The 19,203-nt window shown below is 73.2% G+C and carries 13 protein-coding genes; 8 read left to right on the top strand and 5 right to left on the bottom strand.

The window, feature by feature from the left end:
* Position 1: 1 nt before the first annotated feature.
* Genes GGQ63_RS12010 through GGQ63_RS12000 form a run of 3 tightly spaced genes read right to left on the bottom strand, consistent with a single transcriptional unit; the run spans position 2 to position 4,178 of the window.
* Positions 2 to 1,309, bottom strand: a complete 1,308-nt coding sequence (locus GGQ63_RS12010) for an EH signature domain-containing protein (protein WP_183856088.1) — start codon at positions 1,307 to 1,309, stop codon at positions 2 to 4.
* The gene (locus GGQ63_RS12005; protein WP_183856086.1) at positions 1,306 to 2,211 is read right to left on the bottom strand and encodes an OmpA/MotB family protein; all 906 of its coding nucleotides are present in this window, start codon (positions 2,209 to 2,211) and stop codon (positions 1,306 to 1,308) included. Before GGQ63_RS12005 ends, GGQ63_RS12010 begins: the two co-directional genes overlap by 4 nt.
* Entirely contained in the window at positions 2,211 to 4,178 is a 1,968-nt protein-coding gene (locus GGQ63_RS12000; protein ID WP_210308478.1) for a hypothetical protein, read from the bottom strand. Before GGQ63_RS12000 ends, GGQ63_RS12005 begins: the two co-directional genes overlap by 1 nt.
* Before the next feature lie 457 nt (positions 4,179 to 4,635).
* Here GGQ63_RS12000 and GGQ63_RS11995 point away from each other — a divergent pair, with 457 nt between their 5' ends.
* Both GGQ63_RS11995 and GGQ63_RS11990 read left to right on the top strand, forming a co-directional pair.
* The gene (locus tag GGQ63_RS11995; RefSeq protein ID WP_183856084.1) at positions 4,636 to 5,904 is read left to right on the top strand and encodes a metallophosphoesterase family protein; all 1,269 of its coding nucleotides are present in this window, start codon (positions 4,636 to 4,638) and stop codon (positions 5,902 to 5,904) included.
* Positions 5,901 to 9,422: an AAA family ATPase gene (locus GGQ63_RS11990; protein WP_183856082.1), complete on the top strand. Its 3,522-nt coding sequence runs from the start codon at positions 5,901 to 5,903 to the stop codon at positions 9,420 to 9,422. The genes GGQ63_RS11995 and GGQ63_RS11990 overlap by 4 nt, the downstream gene beginning before the upstream one ends.
* An 18-nt stretch (positions 9,423 to 9,440) precedes the next feature.
* Here GGQ63_RS11990 and GGQ63_RS11985 read toward each other — a convergent pair whose 3' ends face one another.
* Positions 9,441 to 10,343 (bottom strand): LysR substrate-binding domain-containing protein, encoded by a 903-nt coding sequence (locus GGQ63_RS11985; protein WP_183856080.1) that lies wholly within the window; start codon positions 10,341 to 10,343, stop codon positions 9,441 to 9,443.
* A gap of 145 nt (positions 10,344 to 10,488) precedes the next feature.
* On the opposite strand from GGQ63_RS11985, the gene phnA reads away from it, so the two are divergent.
* The 6 genes from phnA (at position 10,489) to GGQ63_RS11955 (ending at position 18,194) form a co-directional block, all read left to right on the top strand.
* Complete coding sequence (gene phnA, locus GGQ63_RS11980; protein WP_183856078.1) at positions 10,489 to 11,730, top strand: phosphonoacetate hydrolase; 1,242 nt, start codon at positions 10,489 to 10,491, stop codon at positions 11,728 to 11,730.
* Entirely contained in the window at positions 11,730 to 13,019 is a 1,290-nt protein-coding gene (locus tag GGQ63_RS11975) for an alkaline phosphatase family protein (RefSeq protein WP_183856075.1), read from the top strand. The genes phnA and GGQ63_RS11975 overlap by 1 nt, the downstream gene beginning before the upstream one ends.
* 84 nt (positions 13,020 to 13,103) lie before the next feature.
* Positions 13,104 to 14,624 (top strand): ABC transporter substrate-binding protein, encoded by a 1,521-nt coding sequence (locus tag GGQ63_RS11970; protein WP_210308477.1) that lies wholly within the window; start codon positions 13,104 to 13,106, stop codon positions 14,622 to 14,624.
* 32 nt (positions 14,625 to 14,656) lie between these two features.
* Entirely contained in the window at positions 14,657 to 15,517 is an 861-nt protein-coding gene (locus GGQ63_RS11965; RefSeq protein ID WP_183856073.1) for an ABC transporter permease, read from the top strand.
* Positions 15,514 to 16,443 (top strand): ABC transporter permease subunit, encoded by a 930-nt coding sequence (locus GGQ63_RS22035; RefSeq protein WP_210308476.1) that lies wholly within the window; start codon positions 15,514 to 15,516, stop codon positions 16,441 to 16,443. The genes GGQ63_RS11965 and GGQ63_RS22035 overlap by 4 nt, the downstream gene beginning before the upstream one ends.
* Positions 16,440 to 18,194 carry a dipeptide ABC transporter ATP-binding protein gene (locus GGQ63_RS11955; RefSeq protein ID WP_183856071.1) on the top strand — a complete coding sequence of 585 codons (1,755 nt, stop codon included), beginning with the start codon at positions 16,440 to 16,442 and terminating at the stop codon, positions 18,192 to 18,194. The genes GGQ63_RS22035 and GGQ63_RS11955 overlap by 4 nt, the downstream gene beginning before the upstream one ends.
* A gap of 746 nt (positions 18,195 to 18,940) precedes the next feature.
* Here the strand turns inward: GGQ63_RS11955 and GGQ63_RS11950 are convergent.
* Positions 18,941 to 19,186 carry a hypothetical protein gene (locus tag GGQ63_RS11950; RefSeq protein ID WP_183856069.1) on the bottom strand — a complete coding sequence of 82 codons (246 nt, stop codon included), beginning with the start codon at positions 19,184 to 19,186 and terminating at the stop codon, positions 18,941 to 18,943.
* Between the last annotated feature and the right edge of the window lie 17 nt (positions 19,187 to 19,203).

Raw genomic sequence — 19,203 nt, 5'->3', positions numbered from 1 at the left:
CTCAGATCCGCTCCCGCACCCAGCCCTGCCAATCGCCGGTGTGTTTCCGCGCATCGGCCCCCGGAATGTGCCGGATCGCCTCGCAGTCGTAGCGGGGCTGATAGAGCCTCGGCGCGCCGGGTGCGCCCTCGCGGAAGACATGCACCCGGTAGTCGTGCGAGCCCTCGACAACGATCTTCCCCTCGATCTTGAGAACGAGAAGGCTGGTCTTCGACCGGTTGCCGCCCGCGGTCTGCCGGCCGAAGGCGAGCCCCGGCCGGCCATTGGCGCGCTTGCGGGCGAGGCGCGCGCCCTCCTCGCTCAGCGCCACCCAGGCGCTGTCGATGCGGCGCTCCTCGTGGAGCTGCAGCCAGAACCGGCGCCGCGGCTCCCACATGTGGCTGGCCTCGACATCCGAGAGGATATCCATGAAGAAGCGGATGTTCTCGCCCGTCAGCCAGCGCACGATGCGCTCGACGAGTTCCTCCGGCACGGTGTTCCAGGGTGCTTCCCCGCCGCGCGTGCGCGGATCGCCATAGAGACCGGTGAGGCGCCGGGTGAGATCGGCGCCGATCTCCTCGGGCGGGTCGTGCGTCCAGGGCGCCAGGAGCGCCGCCACCGCCTCGGCGGCGCCTTCCGATTTCGGCTGCTGCACGCCGTCCGGCTTCAGCCAGGCGATCAGCTTGTCGATCGCGGGCGGCGATCGAAGCGCGGGGGCCATCGCCTTGACGAAGGCGAGATGTGCGGCACTCATCAGGCCGGCATCGTGCGGCTTGCGCAGCCCGATCGTCTTCAGATCGTCGAAAGGCGTCGGCATCGAGAGCATCAGCTGCGCCACCTGCTGATGCGCCGACATGCCGTCGAGGAGGCGCGGCACGGCCTGAAGCAGACCGGCCCAGCGTCCGCCGAGACCTCCGGCCGCCTTGCCGAGGCTCCGGCCGAGCTGCACGGTGTGCGGCGCGCCGGGCTGGTACGAGCCGAGATAGACGCCGACCATGCCCGACCGGAAGGCGCTGCTCTCGTTGACGCGGATCTCGTCATAATAGAACTGCCGCAGCGCGGCGAGATCGTCGCGCGTCCGGCGCGTGGGATCGAACACCGCGACGGCCGCCATGGTGACGAAGGCGGTCCGCAGACCACGCCAGTCGCCCGTCTCGAGCCGACGCTTCATCTCCGCGACGACGCGCTCACGGTCGGTCTCGGGCGGCTCCTTCACGGCATCGGGCCAGCGGGCGAGGATCCGCTCGGTCGCGGCGGCGAGCGGCGCGAGCGAGGCCAGAGCCCGCGGCTGATAGGGCTGGCGCTGCCGGAGAACCTCGTCGAGGCTCATCGCCCCGCTCCGTCGGCCGGCAGCGCGCCGAGGCGGCCGCGGATCTCGTCGATCTCGCCCGAGACCGTCGGCGTATACATGATGATGCGCAGATCGATGCGGCGGTTGGTGGCGCGGCCGGCGGGCGTCGCATTGTCGGCGATCGGCCGCATCTCGCCATAGCCCGCCACCGAAAGCACCGGCTGCTCGCGGAAATTGAGATGGCCGACGAGCGTCGGCTCCCGCCCGAGCATCGCCCAGAAGGTCTCGTTGGCGCGCCGGGTCGAGAGGTCGAGATTGCTCCGGTCGTCTCCGGTGGCGTCGGTGTGCCCCTCGATCTGCACCGCCTCGATGATCGCCGCCCCCTCGCCGCAGCCCGCCGCCCAGTTCGACCGCGGCCCGAACGTGTAACAGGGGAGGATCTCCTCGAGCCGGGCGGCGACCGTCTCGACGATCCGGCGCTTGTCCTCGCGCAGCACCGATTCGCCGCTCGCGAACAGGCCGTCTCCCTGGAAGCGCAGCGCATCCTGTTCCTGGCTGATCTCGATCATCAGATCGGGGAAATCGACCCGCAGCCGGTCGCGCAGGTGCTGCAGGATCTTCTGCCGGACCCGTGCGGTGAGCTTGAGATATTCCTCGACCGGATCCTTGCGCGAAAGCTCGGCGAGCAGGCGCTTCACCTCGGCTTCGAGCTCGGCCACACGGCTGCGCAGCAGCGCCAGATCGGCTCGCAGATGATCCCGTTCGTCGACGACCTGGTCGTATTCGGATCGGGTGACACTGTCCTCCGGATTGAACTGACTGGCGAAGAAGGCGAGCATGATCATCAGGATGAACAGGAAGCTGACGGTCATGTCGGTCATCGAGACGAAGACCGATTCCTCCTCGTCCTCCCGGCTGCGGCGGCGGAAGGCGGCGCGCATCAGCGGACCCGCGACTTGGGAATGAACTCTTCCGCCGACTCGACCACCGATTTCAGCGTGTCGAGGCTCGGCTGGAGCGTCTGCTGCAGATGCTGGACGTGCTGCCGCATGCCGTCGACGGCGCCGGCCACCTGCTGCGTATAGATCGCGAAGGCCCGGCCGAGCTTGTCGTCGATATCGTCGATCCGCTCGCCCTGCTCGCGCAACCGGCGGAGCGCGACGTCGATCCCGCCGAGCGCGTTCTCGATCGCCTTCTGCTCGCTGCCGAGTACCGCCTGCGCGGTCGCGAGCGTCTCGGCCGCGGCCCGGGCCGTCGCCTCGGCCGACCGGCTCACCGTGCTCGCCGCGGCGCGCGTCGCCTCCGAAAGCGCGGCGAGGGAGGATTCGACGCTCGCCACCGAGGCGCGGATCGGCGCCGCGGCCGCGGTGAGATCCTGGCTCGCGGTGCGGAAGCTCGCCGAAGCCTGTGCGGATGCGTCGGCGCCGGACTTCACCCCGTCCGCGAACAGGCGCATGTCGTTGCCCGCCGCGGCGACCTGACCGGCGACGCCGGCCATCTTGTCGGCGATCTGGTCGAGCGGCGCGAGGATGGCGGACGCCGCTTTCGCCGAGGCCTCCGCCGCCACGCGGCCGATCTCCCGGTCGGCCGCCGCCGCTCCGGCCCGCCCCGCGGCCTCGAGTTCGGCGCGGACGCGCTCGCCCGCCTGGCGCAGATCGGCCGCGGCGGCGCTCATTGCGGCGGCGCCGGCGGACGTGTTGTCGCGAATACCCTCGAGCGTCTGGTTCATGACGGCGAGGAGCCTCTCCGCCCCGGCGCTGAACGTGCCGCCGGTCTCCCGCGCCGCCGCGCCGAGCGTGTCGCGGATGCCCGCCACCGCGTCCGAGACGCGCGTCAGGGCGATGTTCAGCTCGTCGCCCACTTTCGACGAACTCTGATCCATGCGCTCCGACAGCCGCGCGATGCGGTCGCCGGCCTCCTGGATCGACCGGCTCGCTTCGCCGAGCGCGCGGCCGACATCCTCGGTCATCCGGCTGCTGATATCCTGCACGAGCGCGCCGACACCGTCGGTGCCGGCCCGGCCCACCTGGTCGAGCAGGGGCCGCATGGTCTGTTCGATGCTGCCCGAGATCGCCGCCGGCATCTCCTTGAGCGGACGCCCGAGCTCCGCGACGAGTTCGGTCGCGAAGGATTTCAGCATGTCCCTCTGCTCGATCACCGCCTTCAGCTGACGGGCGGCGAGCCCTTCGAGGCTCAGGAAGGAGAGCCGCTTCTCGAGCCCGTCGCAGAGCCGGTGGGCCCTGTCCTCCGCGACGCCCAGTTCGCGGCGCAGCGCGATCGTGAAGACGATCGAGCAGAACAGTCCGGTGAGCGACATGATGAACTTGGCGGACGCGACCGAGAGCAGATCGTTCATCTGCTGCGCCCCGATGCTCCCGCCGCTTTCGGTCACCATGCTGTCGAGGGCGGAAACGAGGCCGAGAAAGGTCAGGAACAGGCCCACCGAGACGAAGAGGCTCGGCACGTGCCGCCAGAAGCCCACGCCGAAGCCCATGTCCTCGAGATTGAAGAAGGCCGCGGGCCGGACCGAATTGCGATAGATCGGCCGGCCGCCACCGTCCTCGACGATCAGCGTCTCGGAGAACTCCCGCCACACGCCGGCGACTTTCTCGCGATTGCCGCGGCGACCGTCCCGCTCGATCTCGGCCGTCAGCCGGTCGAGCCCCGCGCTGAAAGCGTGCTCGTCGCCGTGGCGACGGACCGCCCGGTCGAGCCAGACGAGCGCCCGGACGCGCGAGCGAATGCCTCCGACGAAGACGAGCAGCGAGAGGGCGAGCACGACGAGAAGAGCGAGGCTGACCAGACCCGGGGCCGATTCGCCCCGCAGAAGACCCGCACCCCACAACACGTTCGACCGCACCCAGAGCCCGATGCCCTGCACGATCTCCAGAATCCGCCCGCCGTCCATCAACGCCCCCGCACACGTCGCGGCAGGCTAGCCGCCGGCCGGGCCTCCTGCAATCATCACCTGAAGTCGGAGCGAAGAACCCGCCGGAGTAGGACCGGCCGCGCCTCCCGGATCCGCTCTCCTCCGCGTCACCCCTGCGGGTTGCAAAAGCGGAGCGGGCCGATAGGCTCGCCGCGCCCGATCGGCCGCGCGCGCCGGCCCGAGTCGGCGCCTTCGCGGAGCTCCGAGAAGGCGAAGCCACGGAAGGGAAGCGAACAACGGTGATCGGCCGCCCCTGCCCTCTTCGCCCCGCTATTCGGCAGCCCGTTTCCGCGGCGTCCCGCGCCGATCGGCCCGGCGCCCTGCGGACGGGCGCGCTCCGGCGCGGCCGTTGCCGGGTGCACCCGCCGTCTCCGGACCCGACGCCCGGGATCGACCGCCTCGCCCGGGCGGTCGCGCACGCCCTGCGGGGGCGCGGATGAGCGGGGGGCCGGGATTCCGCTTTCTCCACGCCGCGGATCTCCATCTCGACAGCCCGCTCGAGGGGCTCGCCCGGCGCGGCGCGGTGGGCGGCCGTTTCGCCGGGGCCTCGCGCCGGGCGCTCGAAAACCTCGTCGAGGCGGCGATCGAGGAGCGCGTCGCCTTCGTCGTGATCGCCGGCGACGTGTTCGACGGCGATTGGCGCGATTATGCCACCGGCCAGTTCCTGATCCGGCAGATGGCGCGGCTCGCCCGTGCCGCCATTCCGGTCTTCGCCGTGCGCGGCAATCACGATGCCGAGAACGTCATCACCAAGGCGCTGCCGCCCACGACCGGCTATCGTCTCTTCGGCGTCCGCGCCGCCGAGACCGTCCGCCTCGAGGGGCTCGGCGTCGCGCTGCACGGCCGCAGCTTCGCCCAGCGGCACGTGCCGGAAAACGTCGTGCTCGGCTATCCGCCGGCCGTGCCCGGCTGGTTCAACATCGGCGTGCTGCACACCTCGCTCGACGGCCGCGAGGGCCACGGCGCCTACGCGCCCTGCACGGTCGACGATCTGCGGCGCCGCGGCTACGACTACTGGGCGCTCGGCCATGTCCATGCCCGCGAGCTGGTCGCGCAGGACCCGCCGATCCTCTTCCCCGGCAATCTGCAGGGCCGCCACGCCCGCGAGACGGGGCCGAAGGGCGCGACCCTCGTCACCGTCGAGGCCGGCCGCGTTGTGGCGATGAAGGCGCTCACCCTCGATGCCGCCCGCTTCGACCATATCCGCGTCGACGTCTCCGGCCTCGCCGGCCGCCCGGCGCTGTACGACCGGCTGCGCGGCGCGATCGCCGCCGCGTTCCGATCCGCCGAGGGCCGGCCGCTCGCGCTCCGCGTCACGCTCGAAGGCGCCGGACCGCTGCACGGCGCGCTCGCCGGGCGGCTCGAGCAGACGCAGGAGGAGGTGCAGGCGCTCGCCTTCGAGAGCGATGCGGACCTCCTCATCGAGAAGCTCGTCGACCGGACGGAGCCACCGGGCGGCGCCGAGCGGGCGATCGCCGTGCCGGGCTTCGAGGCCGCGCTCGCCGAGGCGGCCGCCGACCCGCTTCTGCGGGCCGCGCTCGCCGAGACGCTCGCAACGCTCGCCGGCCGCCTGCCGCGGGAGGCGCTCGACGCGACCGGCCTCGGCCAGGAGGCGGGCGACGCGGATGCGGCGATCGGGGCGGCGCTCGCGCTGCTGCGCGCCGCGCTCGCCGGGCCGGCCGGTGCGGACGGGCGGACACCATGAGGTTCGTCTCGCTGGCGCTCGAGCGCTACGGCCATTTCACCGACCGCACGCTCGCCTTCGATCGCGAGGCGGTGCTCACCGTCGTGCATGGCGGCAACGAGGCCGGCAAGACCACCGCGCTCGCCGCCATCGCCGACGCGCTCTACGGCTTCGAGGAGCGCTCGCGCTTCAATTTCCTGCACGACTACAAGGCGATGCGGGTCTCGGCCGAGCTGCTCGGGCGGCGCGGCGAGACGCTCGCCTTCCGCCGCCTGAAACGGCGCGCCGCGGCGCTCGTCGATCCGCTCTCCGAGGCCGCGCTCGCCGAGGATTGCCTCGTGCCCTTTCTCGGCGCGCACGACCGGCGCGCCTTTCTCGACATTTTCGGGCTCGATCAGGCGCGGCTGCGCGAAGGCGGGCGCAAGCTGCTCGCGGGCGGCGGCGATCTCGCCGAGGCCCTCGTCGCCGCCGCGCCGGGGCTCGCGCCGATCGCCATGCTGCGCGACCGCTTGCGCGACTCCGCCGGCCAGATCTTCGATCCGAAACGCCGGGTCGCCTCGCACGCGCTCTACCGGGCGCTCGACCGGCGCGACGCCGCCCGCGCGGCAATCCGCGCCGGGGAACTGCGCGTCGAGACGGTCCGCGCCGCGCGCGACGCGCGGGACGCGGCGGCGGCGGCCCGGCGCGAAGCCGAAGCCGCCGAGCGGGAGGCGCGGCTGGCGCTCCGCCGCGCCGAGACCCATGCGCTCGCCTTCGAGGATGTCGGCCGGATCGACCGCCATGCCGCCGGCAGGGCGGCGCTCGGCGGGCTGCCCGCCCTCTCCGCCGGCTTCGCGCCCCGTGCCCGCGCCGCGCTCGGCGCGCACGAGACGGCGGCCGCGGCGGCCGCCCGGGCAGCGGAGGAGGCGGCGCGGGCCGAGGCGGAAACCGCGGCCATCACCGTCGATGCCGCCGTGCTCGCCCGCGCCGAGGCGATCGACCGGGCGGACGAGACGCGCGCCGCGGTGGCGAACGAGATCGAAGCCCTGCCGCGCCGCCGGGCCGAGGCCGACGCGGCGCGCGGCACGCTCGCCCACATCGCCGGCCGGCTCGGCCTCGCCGATGTCGCCGCGCTCCGGGCGGCCCTGCCCGGCGCCGCCCTGCTGTCGCGCGCCGCCGGCCTGATCGACCGGCTGCGCGAACAGGCCGTGCGCCGCGAGGCGCTCGCCGCCGAGAGGCGGACGCTCGCGGAGGCGCAGGCCGCGCTCGAGGAGGAGCGGGTCCGGCTCGGCCACGCCGCCGACCCTTCCGAGATGCGCGGCCGGCTCGATGCGCTCGACGGCGCCGAGGAGCGCGACCGGGCGCTGCGCCGTCAGACGGCGCGCGCCGCGGCGGAGGAGCAGGACCTCGCCGAGCGGACGCGTCGGCTCGGCTGGGGCCTCGCCGATGCCGATGCGCTCGCCGTCCTGCCGCTGCCGGATGTCGCCGCCGCCGAGGCGGCGCTCGCGCTCTGCCGCACGGCGCGCGAGACGCGCGACAGGGCGGTCCGCACGCTCGCCGAGAGCGAGGACGCGCTGCGCCTCGCCGCCGCCCGGATCGCCGCAGCGACCGCGGCCGGAGCGGTGCCGACGCCCGCGGCGATCGAGGCCGCCCGAACGCTGCGCGACGCCCTGTGGCAGGGCCTGCGCGCGCCCGCGACGGGCGGCCGCGCCGCCCTGCCGGACGACATCGACGCCGCGGCCCGGCTCGATGCGGCGCTCGCCGCCGCCGACCGGCTCGCCGACGAGCGGCTCACCGAGGCCCACCGCGTCGCCGAGCTGGCGCAGCTCGAACGGGCGCGCGCCGAGGCCGAGGCGCGGCGGGCGACCGCCGAGGCCCAGGTCGCGGAGGCCGGTGCGGCCGTCACCGACGCGGAAGCCGGCTGGGCGGCGCTCTGGCGGGAGGTGCACGGCATCGCGGCGGCCGGGATCGCGGCCGGCGCGGAGGAGCGCCTGCTGGCGGCGCTCCGCGAGGCCCGCACCGTCCTCGAGGAGCGGAGCCGTCTGCGCCGCGAGCGCGCCGATCAGAAGGCGGCGGACGATCTCTGCCGCGCCGAGCGGGCCGCCGTCGAGACGCTCCGCACGCAGCTCGGCCTCGTGCCGGCCGGCGACGGCCCGCTCGCGATGAAGGATGTGCGCGAGGCGGTCGAGCGGCGCGATGCGCGTTTCCGGGCGGCATCGGAGGTCGCGCGCGATCTCGCCCGCGGCGCGGCGGAAGCGGCGGCGCTCCGCCGGCGCGAGGCGGAGCTCGATGCGGCCGCGCAGGCGCTCGGCGCGGAATGCGCCGAGGTGTTCCCGCAGGTCGCAGTCCGGCCGCAGGCGGCCGCCGACGAGGCGCGCGCCGCGCTCGATCTGTGGCGCGAGGCCCCCGCCGCCGTCGAGGCCCTTCGCACCGCCGAGCACCGCATTGCCCGCATCGAGGAAGACCGCGACCGCTTCGCGGCGGAGGTGGCGGCGCTCGCCGCCCTGCTCGACCTGCCGCCGCCCGACGATCCGGCCGCCGCCATCCGCCGGCTGAAGGTCCGCCTCGACGAGGCGCGGCGGGCCGGCGCCCGCGCCGAGCAGGCGGTCGAGGCGGCGGCGCGGCGGACCCGGGCACGCGCGGCGGCCGACGAGGCGGCGGCGCGCGCTGCCGCCGGTCTCGCCCCGCTCGTCGCCGAGGCCGGCCTCGCGGCGATCGCCGATCTGCCGCCCCTCCTCGCCCGGCTCGACGCCGCGGAAGCGCACGACCGCGCCGTCGCGGAGGCCCGCGCCCGCCTCGCGCTGCACATTCCGGCCTTCGACGAGGCGGCGCTGCGGGCGGACCTCGCCGGGCGGGATGAGGCGGCGCTCCTCGCCGCGCGTCTCGCGGCGGAGGGTGACGTCGCGCGCGCCGCCGCCGCCCATGCCGCGGCGATCGAACGGCACATCGCGGCCGATCATGCGCTCGCAGCACTCGACGAAACAGCGGGCGCCGCGGCCGCCGCGCAGGACGAGCGGGACGCGCTCGCCGAGATCACCGATGCCGCCACCCGCTTCGTGCGCGACCACACCGCCGCGCGCCTCCTGTCGAGCGCCATCGATCTCTACCGCGCCCGCCATCAGAGCCCGCTGATCGAGCGGGTATCGGCCGCCTTCGCGACGCTGACCGGCGGCGCCTGGTCGGGCATCGGCATCGATTACGATCAGGATCCGCCCCGCCTCGCGGCGCTGCGCGATGGGCGGCACCATGCCGTCGACGCCCTGTCGGAGGGCACCGCCGACCAGCTCTTCCTGGCGCTCCGCGTCGCGGCGATCGAGGATCATGCCGGCCGCGCCGCGCCGCTGCCCTTCGTCGGCGACGATCTCTTCGTCTCCTTCGACGAGCGGCGCACCCGCGCCGGCCTCGCCCTCCTCGCCGAGCTCGGCCGGCACACCCAGGTGCTCCTCTTCACCCATCACGAACACGTCGTCGAGGCGGCAGAGGCGGTGCTCGGCGGCCGGGTTCAGGCGATCCGCCTCGCCGGCGCGGCGCCGGACGGCGCCATCGGGACGGCGCCGTAGCGCCCCCTGGCGGCCCTGTCAGGCGGCCTTCGCCGCCGGCCGGCTCTCTCCCGCCGTGGCGGTCAGCCAGTCGATGAAGGCCTCGGCCGCGCCGGCATGCGGCGCCGCGGCGTCGAACAGCGCGACATGGGTCGGCCCGGCGACCCGGATGTCGGGCCACAGGGCGACGAGCTCGCCCTTCGCGAACAGGTCGCACAGCGTCTCGAAGGGAGAGACGAGCGGGCCCTCCCCGGCGAGCGCGGCTTCGAGCGCCAGATAGAAATGCGGGAAGGACGGGCCGTCCGGTATCCGGTCGAGACCCGCCGCCGCCGACCACGCCTCGAGCTGGCCCGGCCGCGTCGCCGCCCTGATCACCCCCGTTGCGGCGAGATCGCGCGGGGCGGCGAGCCGGCGCGCGGCGAGGAAGCGCGGCGCGGCGGCGAGCACCAGCGTCTCGGCGAGGAAGGGACGCGCCTCGAGATGGCGCGGCGCGCGGGGATCGGTGCGGATCGCGACGTCGAACGGGATCTCCTGCCAGTCCTCGAGACTGTCGGTCGGCCGCACCTGCAGCGCGATCGGCGCCCTGGCGCGCGAAAAACTCCACACCCGCGGGATCAGCCAGCGCATCGCGAAGGTCGAGGGCGCGATGACCCGCAGCGTCTCCGCCGCCTCGCCACGGCGCAGCACCGCGGAGGCCTCGGCGATCAGCCCGAAGGCCCGCTCGGTGACCTCGGCGAGCGCGGCCGCCTCCGCCGTCGGCTGCATCCGCTTGCGGTTCGACCGGAACAGCGGCTGCCCCATCCACCCCTCGAGCAGCGCGATCTGTTTGCTCACCGCGCTGTGCGTCACGAAGAGTTCCTCCGCGGCCGCCGTCACACTGCCGAGGCGAACCACGCTTTCGAAGGCGACCAGCGCCTTGAGAGGGGGCAATCTTTCGCTCATCTGTTCCGTAAGCTCACAGATGACGGAAGAAAAGTCAATTTTCTTCAGCCGACATTCAGAACACAATAGAAATATAGAAAAGAATACTTCGAGCGGCCGAAGACGATAGCCGCATCCAGTGACAATCGCATGAACGGGGACTGCCTTGCTCGCGCTCGACCCGCAGCCGGAGACCGCCATCGTGAACGGACGGCGCTATGCCCGGCCGGCCCGCCCCGTGGTGGTGATCTGTTTCGACGGCTGTGATCCCGCCTATCTCGCCGCCGCCGGCGCGGCGGGCGCGACCCCCGCGCTCGACCACCTGCGACGGACCGGCTTCGACGGCCGCGCCGACGCCGTGATGCCGACCTTCACCAATCCGAACAATGTCGCGATCGTCTGCGGCGCGCCGCCGGCGGTGACCGGCGTCTCGGGCAACTATTACCTCGACCGGGCGACCGGCCGCGAGGTGATGGTGGTCGACGGCCATACGATGCGGGCCGACACCATCCTCGCCGGCCTCGCCGGAATCGGCGTGCGCGTCGGCCTCGTCACGGCGAAGGACAAGCTGCTCGCCGCGCTCTCCCGTGGCCTCGACGGCATCGCGCTGTCGGCCGAGACGGCCGAGGCGGCGGTCGCCGCGATCGGACCGGTCGGCGACTGGACCGCCGCCCCCGACCGCTATTCCGCCGACCTCTCGCTCTTCGTGCTCGATGCCGGCATCGCCCTCGTCGAGCGGCACGGCCTCGAGCTCGTCTATCTGTCGCTGTCGGATTTCGTCCAGCACGCCCATGCCCCCGGGGCGCCGGAGGCGATCGCCTTCATGGCCGCCGTCGACCGCCGCGTCGGCCGGCTCGCGGAGACGGCTCTGGTGGCGATCGTCGCCGATCACGGCATGAACGACATGGCTGATGCGGCCGGCCGGCCGCGCGTCGTCTTCGTCGAGGATGCGATCGCGGCGCGGTTCGGCCCCGGCGCGGCGCGCGTCATCTGCCCGATCACCGATCCCTTCGTGCGCCACCACGCCTCGCTCGGCGGCTTCGTCCGCGTCCATCTCGCGGCGGGGATCGACCGCGACGCGGTGCGCACCCTCGTCGCCGGGCTCGAGGGTGTCGGCCTGGTGCTCGGCCGCGAGGAGGCCTGCGCCCGCTTCGACCTGCCGCCCGAGCCCGAGGGCGATCTCGCTGTGATCGCCGCGCCCGGCCATGCGCTCGGCGCGCGGGCGGCCGATCACGATCTCGCCGCGCTCGCCGGCGCGCGGCTGCGCTCGCATGGCGGCCTCGCCGAGCGGCGCGTCCCCTTCCTCCTGTCGCGGCCGCTCAGCCCGGCCTATCGCGCCCGCGCGGCCGACGGCCGCCTCGCCAATTTCGACATATTCGACTTCGCCCTCAACGGAGTGGACCCCTGATGGAGCGCCACGATCCCGCCCGCCGGCGCGCCGTGCTCGTCATCTGCGACGGCCACCGCGACGATTTCCTCCGCCCCGAAACCTGCCCGGCGATCCATGCGCTCGCCGGCCGGTCGCGCCGTTTCCTCGCCCACCGGGCGATCTTCCCCTCCGCCACCCGGGCGAGCTCGGCCTCGATCGCCACCGGCTGCTGGCCGGCGCGGCACGGCCTGCACGGCAACACGATGGGCCTGCCCGACGGCGGCGATGGTTACCGCGTGCACGATGTCGGCGATCCCGCCTTCGTCGCGGCGCTCAGGGCGGCGAAGGGCCGGACGCTCGCCGTGCCGACCCTCGCCGAGCGGCTCGCCGACCATGGCGGCGCGGTGATCGCCTCGAATGTCTCGCCGGGCGCCGCCTATTTCCAGGATCCCGATCATTTCGGCCATGTCGTGCACCGCGCCGGCTCCTATGGCCCCGGCGGCCGGCCGCTCGGCCCCGACGAGGCGCCGGCCGTCGCCCATGACGGCACGGGCGACGAGGCGCTCGCCGCCTGGTTCGCCGACGAAGTGCTGCTCCACCGCCGGCCGCGGCTCGGCGTGCTCTGGCTCGCCAATCCCGATCTCGCCATGCACGCCGACGAACTCGGCTCGCCGACCCATCTCGCCGGCATCGCCGCGGCCGATCGCTGCGTCGCCCGCGTCGAGGCGGCGGTCGAGGCGCTGCGTGCCGAGGGCGAGGACGTGCTCCTCCTCGTCGGCTCCGATCACGGCCAGGAGACGGTGATCGGCCGCGTCGCGGTCGCCGACCGGCTCGTCGAGGCCGGCCTCAAGGAGAGCGCCGATTCGACCGATGTCGTCGTCGCGCCGCAGGGCGGCTCGGGCTTCGTCTATGTCGCGCCGCGCGCCGCCGGCCGCATCGCGGCGATCGCCGCTTTCCTCGACGCGCAGCCCTATATCGCGGAGGTCTTCCGCGGCAGCGCCCTGCTCCCCCTCGGCCAGGCGCCGGAAGGCGGCCTCGCGCTCGCCTTCGCCATGGCCCGCGACGAGGCGCCGAACCCCTTCGGCGTGCCCGGCCGCATCGTGCTCTGCGTCAGCGACGACAAGCCCGGCAAGGCGGAGGGCGCCGGCAGCCATGGCGGCCTCGGCCGTTTCGAGCGCCACCCCTTCCTGATCGGGAATGGCGGCGGCTTCGCCCCCGGCACCGTCGAGACGGGCACCACCCGCCTCGTCGACATCGCCCCCACCATCCTGCGCTTCCTCGGCCTGCCGCGCGGCGGCATGGACGGGCTGGCGCTGCCGCAGAGCTGAGCCCCGGGCTCTCCCGCCCGGGGCCGCCATCCGAGCCCCCACCCCACCAGACTCCGGTCCCGACCCGAACCTCCTGGAGGTCCCATGATCAAGACCCTCGTCTCCCTCGCCGCCGCGCTGATGATCGGCGCGGCAGCCCCCGCGGCGGCCCTCGCCGCCGAACCGGTCGACGGCGGAACGCTCCGCCTGTTCTGGGGCACGCTCGACACGACGGATTTCCACCGTCACACCGGCACGATCTCGCTCACCCATCCGTTTGCCGAGACGCTCACCTCGATCTCGAAGGACGGCAGCCCGAAGGGCCTGCTCGCCGAGAGCTGGACGGTGTCGGAGGACGCCCGCGTCTACACCTTCAAGCTGCGCGAGGGCGTCAAATTCCACAATGGCCGCGTCATGACGGCCGAGGACGTGAAGAAGAACTTCGAGCGCATCCGCGACAAGGTGAAGGGCGGCTGGCTGACCACCGCCATGGCGCAGGTCGAGGCCTTCGAGACGCCGGACGAGCACACCTTCGTCATCCGGCTGAAGGCGCCCTTCGGCCCGCTCCTCAACCTCCTCGCCGAAGGCTGGATCCTCGCCCCGGAATCGCCCGGCTGGGACGACGTCATCACCCATCCGATCGGCACCGGCCCCTTCACCTTCGACAGCTGGACGCCGCAGCTCTCGCTGAAGGGGACGCGCTTCAAGGATTACTGGATGAAGGGCCTGCCGCATGTCGATGCGGTCGAGTTCGACGTCCGCGAGGTGGCGGATGCCTCGCTCGCGCTGCGCGCCGGCGACTACGATGCCGCCGCCATTCCGCTCAACAAGATCGCCACGCTCGAAAAGGCCGGCTTCACCATCGACTTCCAGGGCGGCACGAGCTGGGAGTTCGTCTCCTTCAACAACCGCAAGCCGCGGCCGCCCTTCGACAAGGTGCGCGTCCGCGAGGCGGTCGCCTATGCGCTCGACCGCAAGGAACTGATGGCGATCGAGGCCGGCCGCTATGGCGCGCCGGGCAACCAGCCGGTCGGCGAGGGCAATTACTTCTACGACGCCGACATGGCGGCGAACGACAAGCACAACGCCCCCGATCTCGAGCGCGCCAAAGCGATCCTGAAGGAAGAGGGCGTCACCCCCTCCGACTACACGCTCACCCTGGTCTCGACCGTCGGCAGCCGCTCCGCCGGCCCGGTCGGGCAGGCGCTGCGCGCGCTCGGCTTCGGCGTCGACAACCGGCAATATGACGATCTCGGCTATCAGCGCGCCCTGTCGGAATATGACTGGGACATCTTCCCCGGCGGCTCGGGCGCCCGCGCCGACATCTTCCTGCGCTATGTGCGGCTGATGAGCGACGGCCCCAATCCGGGCCTGTGGGGCGGCATCCAGGATCCCGAGCTCGACGCGCTCATCGAGGCGGCGATCTCGACGCCGAGCCTCGAGGAGAGCCGCGCCGACTATCTGAAGGCGTGGCAGCGTGTGATGGACCACTATTACACGATCGGCCTCGGCCAGCAGCCGAACGCCTATGCGATCAGCCCGAAGGTGCACGACCTGACGATCGGCTTCAACGCCTCGGCGCACCGGGTCGACGGCGGCATCGCCTTCGCCTGGATCGAGAAGTGATCCCCGCCACGCTCTGAGGAAAGGGGCCCGGAATGACCCTCGCCACCGCGACCGGACGCAGCCGGCGGATCGCCCTTCCGGGCCTCGGCCCCCTGACGGCGGCGGCCTTCGCCATCGTCGCCGTCGCCCTCCTCGTCGCGCTCGCCGCGCCGCTCCTCGCCACCCACGACCCTTACGCCTTCACCGCCGATCTCAACCAGCCGCCGGGCGAGGGCCATCTGCTCGGCACCGACGATCAGGGCCAGGACGTCTATTCCCGCCTCCTCTACGGCACCGGCCTCAGCCTCGCCTTCGGCGCCGGTGCCGCGCTGCTCGCGCTCGCGATCGGCGCGCTCGCCGCACTGCTGGCCCTCGCCGCGGGCCGGCCCGCGGAATGGGCGCTGTTCGGCTTCGTCGATCTCATCCGCGCACTGCCGGGCATCCTCTTCGCGCTCGCCTGCGTCGTCGCCTTCGAGCCCGGCATCGCCACCGTCGTCATCGCCCTCGGCATATCCTTCTCGCCGCATTTCGCCCTCATCACCCGGGCGACCTATCTGCACCAGATGGCGCAGCCCTATACGGCGGCGGCCCGCGTGCTCGGCGCCGGACGGCTGCGCATCGCCCTCGTCCATGTGCTGCCCAACATCGCCGGCGCGCTGATCACCCAGTTCGCCATCGTGCTGCCGCGCTGCATCGTCTCGGAATCGGTCCTGAGCTTCCTCGGCCTCGGCGTCTCGCCGGAAACCCCGACCTGGGGCCGGATGATCGCGAGCGCGACGCCCTATCTCGAGGAGGCGCCGCACGCCGTGCTCGCGCCGATCCTCGCCCTGTCGCTCGTCACCTTCGCGCTCGCCATCGTCGGCAACGCCGTGCGCCGCCGCAGCGAACTGCCGCTCTCGAGGGACCTGCCGTGAACGCCCACACCAGACGCCTCCTCCTCGGCATCGCCGCCGACCTCGTCCGCTCGCTCGCCGTCGCCGCCGGCATCGTCGTGTTCAGCTTTTTCGTGCTGCGGATGATCCCGGGCGACGTCGTCGACATCCGCGGCATCGAGGGCTCGCTCACCTATTCGCAGCAGACCGCGATGCGCGCCGAGCTCGGCCTCGACAAGCCCTGGATCACCCAGTTCGGCGAATGGCTGACGATGATCGCCTCGGGCGATCTCGGCACCTCGGCGCGCTTCGCGAAGCCGATCGCCGACCTCCTCGCCGCGGTCATCCCGACGACGCTGACGCTCGGCCTTTCGGCCCTCCTCATCGGCACCCTGCTCGGCGTCCTCCTGCCGACCCTCGCCATGCTGTGGCCGCGCCGCCTCCTCGTCGCCCTCGTCGAGGCGACGACGATCTGGTCGATCACCGTGCCGACCTTCTCGATCGGCATCCTCTGCGTCCTCGTGCTCGCCGTCTGGCTCGGCCTGATCCCGGCGATCGGCAATCTCGTCGTGCCGATCCTGATCCTCGCGCTCGACACCGCCGGCACGCTCGCCAAGATCCTCTACGAGGACATGAAGGACATCGAGCGGACGGAATATGTCCGCGCCGCCCGGGCGAAGGGCCTGTCGCGCGCCCGCATCGTGCTGCGCCACATCCTGCCCAACGCCCTCACCGCGGCGGTCGCGCTGATCGGCCTCCTGCTCGCCGGCGCCTTCACCGGCGCGATCACCATGGAGGTGGTGTTCGGCCTGCCGGGCCTCGGCACGCTCACCCTGCAGGCGATCAAGGGCCGCGACTATGCCGTCGTCCAGGCGGTGATCATCTGGCTCGGCTTCGCCGTCATCATCGCCAATCTCGTCACCGACGTGATCCGAAAGATCATCGATCCGAGGCTGAGGAGCGCATGACCCAACGCCCCGACACCCAACGCCCCGACACCCGCCGCGCCGGCACCCCGGCCCCGGCGTCCGGCCCCTCCCCCCGCGAGGCGGCGGCCGCGCCGCTCCTCGCGGTCCGCGACCTTCGCGTCACCATCCGCGCCCGCACCGGCACGGTGGAAGCGGTCGCCGGCGTCTCCTTCGACATTCTGCCCGGCCGCACCCTCGCCCTCGTCGGCGAATCCGGCTCCGGCAAGTCGATGACGGCGATGGCGCTGATCGGCCTCGTGCCGGTCGGCACGACGGTCGAGACCGCCGGCTCGGCCCGCTTCGGCGGCCGCGAATTGCTGACGCTCTCCGAGGCCGAGCGGCGGGCGCTGCGCGGCCGCGCGATCGCCACAATCCTGCAGGATCCCGCCGCCGCGCTCGATCCGCTGATGAGCGCCGGCGAGCAGATCGCCGAGGCGCTGCCGCGCGGCCTCGGCCGGCGGGAGGCCGCCGGCCGGGTGGCCGCCCTCCTCGCCGAGGTCGGGCTCGACGGCGTGCCGGGCATCGCCCGCCGCCACCCGCACGAACTGTCCGGCGGCCAGCAGCAGCGCGTCGCGATCGCCATGGCGCTCGCCGGGAACCCTTCGCTGCTCATCGCCGACGAGCCGACCACCGCGCTCGACGTCACCGTCCAGGCGCAGATCCTCGATCTTCTGGCCCGGCTGCAGGCCGCCCGCGGCATGGCGATCCTCCTCATCACCCACGATCTCGGCGTCGTCGGCGCCTATGCGCAGGACGTCGTGGTGATGCGCGCCGGCGCGATGGTCGAGGCCGGCCCGGCGGCCCGCGTGCTCGCCGCCCCGCGCGAGGCGCACACCCGCACCCTGCTCGCCGCCCGGCCGGCGCTGCGCGCCACCGCCGCTCCTTCGGCCGCGGCGCCGGAAATCCTCGCCGTCTCGGATCTCGCCGTCCGCTATCGCGGCGCCGGCCTGCTCGGACGGCCGGTCCGCGCGCTCGACGGCATCGATTTCGCGCTCGAGGCCGGCGGCGCGCTCGGCGTCGTCGGCGAGAGCGGCAGCGGCAAGAGCACGCTCGCCAAGGCGATCGTCGGCCTCGCCCGCATCGAGCGCGGCAGCGTCCGGCTCGGCGGGGCGGTCCTCGCCGATCCGATGCGCCTCGGCCGCGCCGCCCGCGCCCGCCTGCAATACATCTTCCAGGACAGCTATGGCGCCCTCAATCCGCGTCTCACCGTCGAGGACGCGATCGGCGAGCCCTTCGCGATCTCGGGCCGGCCGCGCGCCGGGCGGCGCGCCGCCGTGCTCGCCCTGCTCGACGAGGTCGGCCTCGCCCGCACCCATCTCGGCCGGTTGCCGCGCGAGCTTTCCGGCGGCCAGCGCCAGCGCGTCTGCATCGCCCGGGCCCTCGCCCTTTCGCCCGAGGTGCTGATCTGCGACGAGATCGTCTCGGCGCTCGACGTCACGGTGCAGGCGCAGGTGCTCGGCCTGTTGCGCCGGCTGCGCGCCGAGCGCGGCCTCGCGCTCGTCTTCATCAGCCACGATCTCGCCGTCGTCGCCGAACTCTGCACGCGGGTGATGGTGATGAAGGACGGCAAGGCGGTCGAGAGCGGCGCCGCGGCGGACGTGTTCGAGGCTCCGCGCGCCGCCTATACGCGCGACCTGATCGCCGCCGCCCGCGCCCTCGACGCGCCGGCGCCGCACCGCGACCTCTCCACCCCCTCGCCCGCTGCGGGAGAGGGAGGCGGCGTGGAGTGGGTGACGGCGGCCGGGTTTTAGAGCGGCGAGCCCCTCTCCCGCGGGCGGAGAGGGAATCCCGACCGGCAGATCGCCTCTCCCGCAAGCGCGACGAGCCCCTCTCCCGCCACGCGGGAGAGGTTGGGTGAGGGTCTTCTCTTCCTTCGCCGATGAAGAAGAACCCACCCTCACCCTTCCGGCCTAACCGTCTCGGTCGCTCGCGCTCCCTGCGACGCCAAGGCCGGAAGCCCTCTCCCGCGAGCGGGAGAGGGAATCCCGACCGGCAGCTCAGATCGCCTCTCCCGCAAGCGCGACGAGCCCCTCTCCCGCCCCGCGGGAGAGGGCCGGGGTGAGGGCCTTCTCTCGGATCGGCGAAGGCAGGAACCCACCCTCACCCTTCCGGCCTAACCGTCTCGGTCGCTTGCGCTCCCTGCGACGCCAAGGCCGGATTCCCTCTCCCGCAAGCGCGACGAGCCCCTCTCCCGCCACGCGGGAGAGGTTGGGTGAGGGTCTTCTCTTGGCCGATGAAGAAGAACCCCACCCTCACCCTTCCGGCCTAACCGTCTCGGTCGCTCGCGCTCCCTGCGACGCCAAGGCCGGAAGCCCTCTCCCGCGGGGCGGGAGAGGGAATCCCGGCCGGCAGCTCAGATCACCTCTCCCGCAAGCGCGACGAGCCCCTCTCCCGCCGCGCGGGAGAGGGCAGGGTGAGGGTCTTCCTCCGCCGATGAAGGAGCGCCTGCCGCGCCCTTCCGCGGGGCGGGAGAACGGAGGCGAGGTCTCCCGTCTCCTCAGCCGGCGGTGCGCCGGAACGACATCAGGCCGCCGGCGACGACGAGGGCGGCGACGACGATCGCGCCGACCGGCACATGGCCATAGAGGCGTAACAGGGGATCGGCACCGGTCGCCATGTAGGCGAGCAGAAGCGCAATGCTTCCGGCGACCGTCACGACCGCCCACACACCGGCGACCAGTGCGGCGAGGATCGCGAGGGTGATCAGCACGGGCACGACGATGCCCTCGGCAAAATCGACCATCGGGAGACTCCAGCGTT

It is taken from the genome of Prosthecomicrobium pneumaticum (genome assembly GCF_014199915.1).
Taxonomy (GTDB): domain Bacteria; phylum Pseudomonadota; class Alphaproteobacteria; order Rhizobiales; family Kaistiaceae; genus Prosthecomicrobium; species Prosthecomicrobium pneumaticum.
This window is presented reverse-complemented; position numbering and strand designations above follow the sequence as displayed.

Coding starts and splice junctions, on each gene's coding strand:
- GGQ63_RS11975 (WP_183856075.1), top strand. CDS start 11,730: ATGGAGCGCCACGATCCCGCCCGCCGGCGCGCCGTGCTCGTCATCTGC.
- GGQ63_RS12010 (WP_183856088.1), bottom strand. CDS start 1,309: ATGAGCCTCGACGAGGTTCTCCGGCAGCGCCAGCCCTATCAGCCGCGG.
- GGQ63_RS11970 (WP_210308477.1), top strand. CDS start 13,104: ATGATCAAGACCCTCGTCTCCCTCGCCGCCGCGCTGATGATCGGCGCG.
- GGQ63_RS11955 (WP_183856071.1), top strand. CDS start 16,440: ATGACCCAACGCCCCGACACCCAACGCCCCGACACCCGCCGCGCCGGC.
- GGQ63_RS11990 (WP_183856082.1), top strand. CDS start 5,901: ATGAGGTTCGTCTCGCTGGCGCTCGAGCGCTACGGCCATTTCACCGAC.
- GGQ63_RS12000 (WP_210308478.1), bottom strand. CDS start 4,178: ATGGACGGCGGGCGGATTCTGGAGATCGTGCAGGGCATCGGGCTCTGG.
- GGQ63_RS12005 (WP_183856086.1), bottom strand. CDS start 2,211: ATGCGCGCCGCCTTCCGCCGCCGCAGCCGGGAGGACGAGGAGGAATCG.
- GGQ63_RS11950 (WP_183856069.1), bottom strand. CDS start 19,186: ATGGTCGATTTTGCCGAGGGCATCGTCGTGCCCGTGCTGATCACCCTC.
- GGQ63_RS11965 (WP_183856073.1), top strand. CDS start 14,657: ATGACCCTCGCCACCGCGACCGGACGCAGCCGGCGGATCGCCCTTCCG.
- GGQ63_RS11995 (WP_183856084.1), top strand. CDS start 4,636: ATGAGCGGGGGGCCGGGATTCCGCTTTCTCCACGCCGCGGATCTCCAT.
- GGQ63_RS11985 (WP_183856080.1), bottom strand. CDS start 10,343: ATGAGCGAAAGATTGCCCCCTCTCAAGGCGCTGGTCGCCTTCGAAAGC.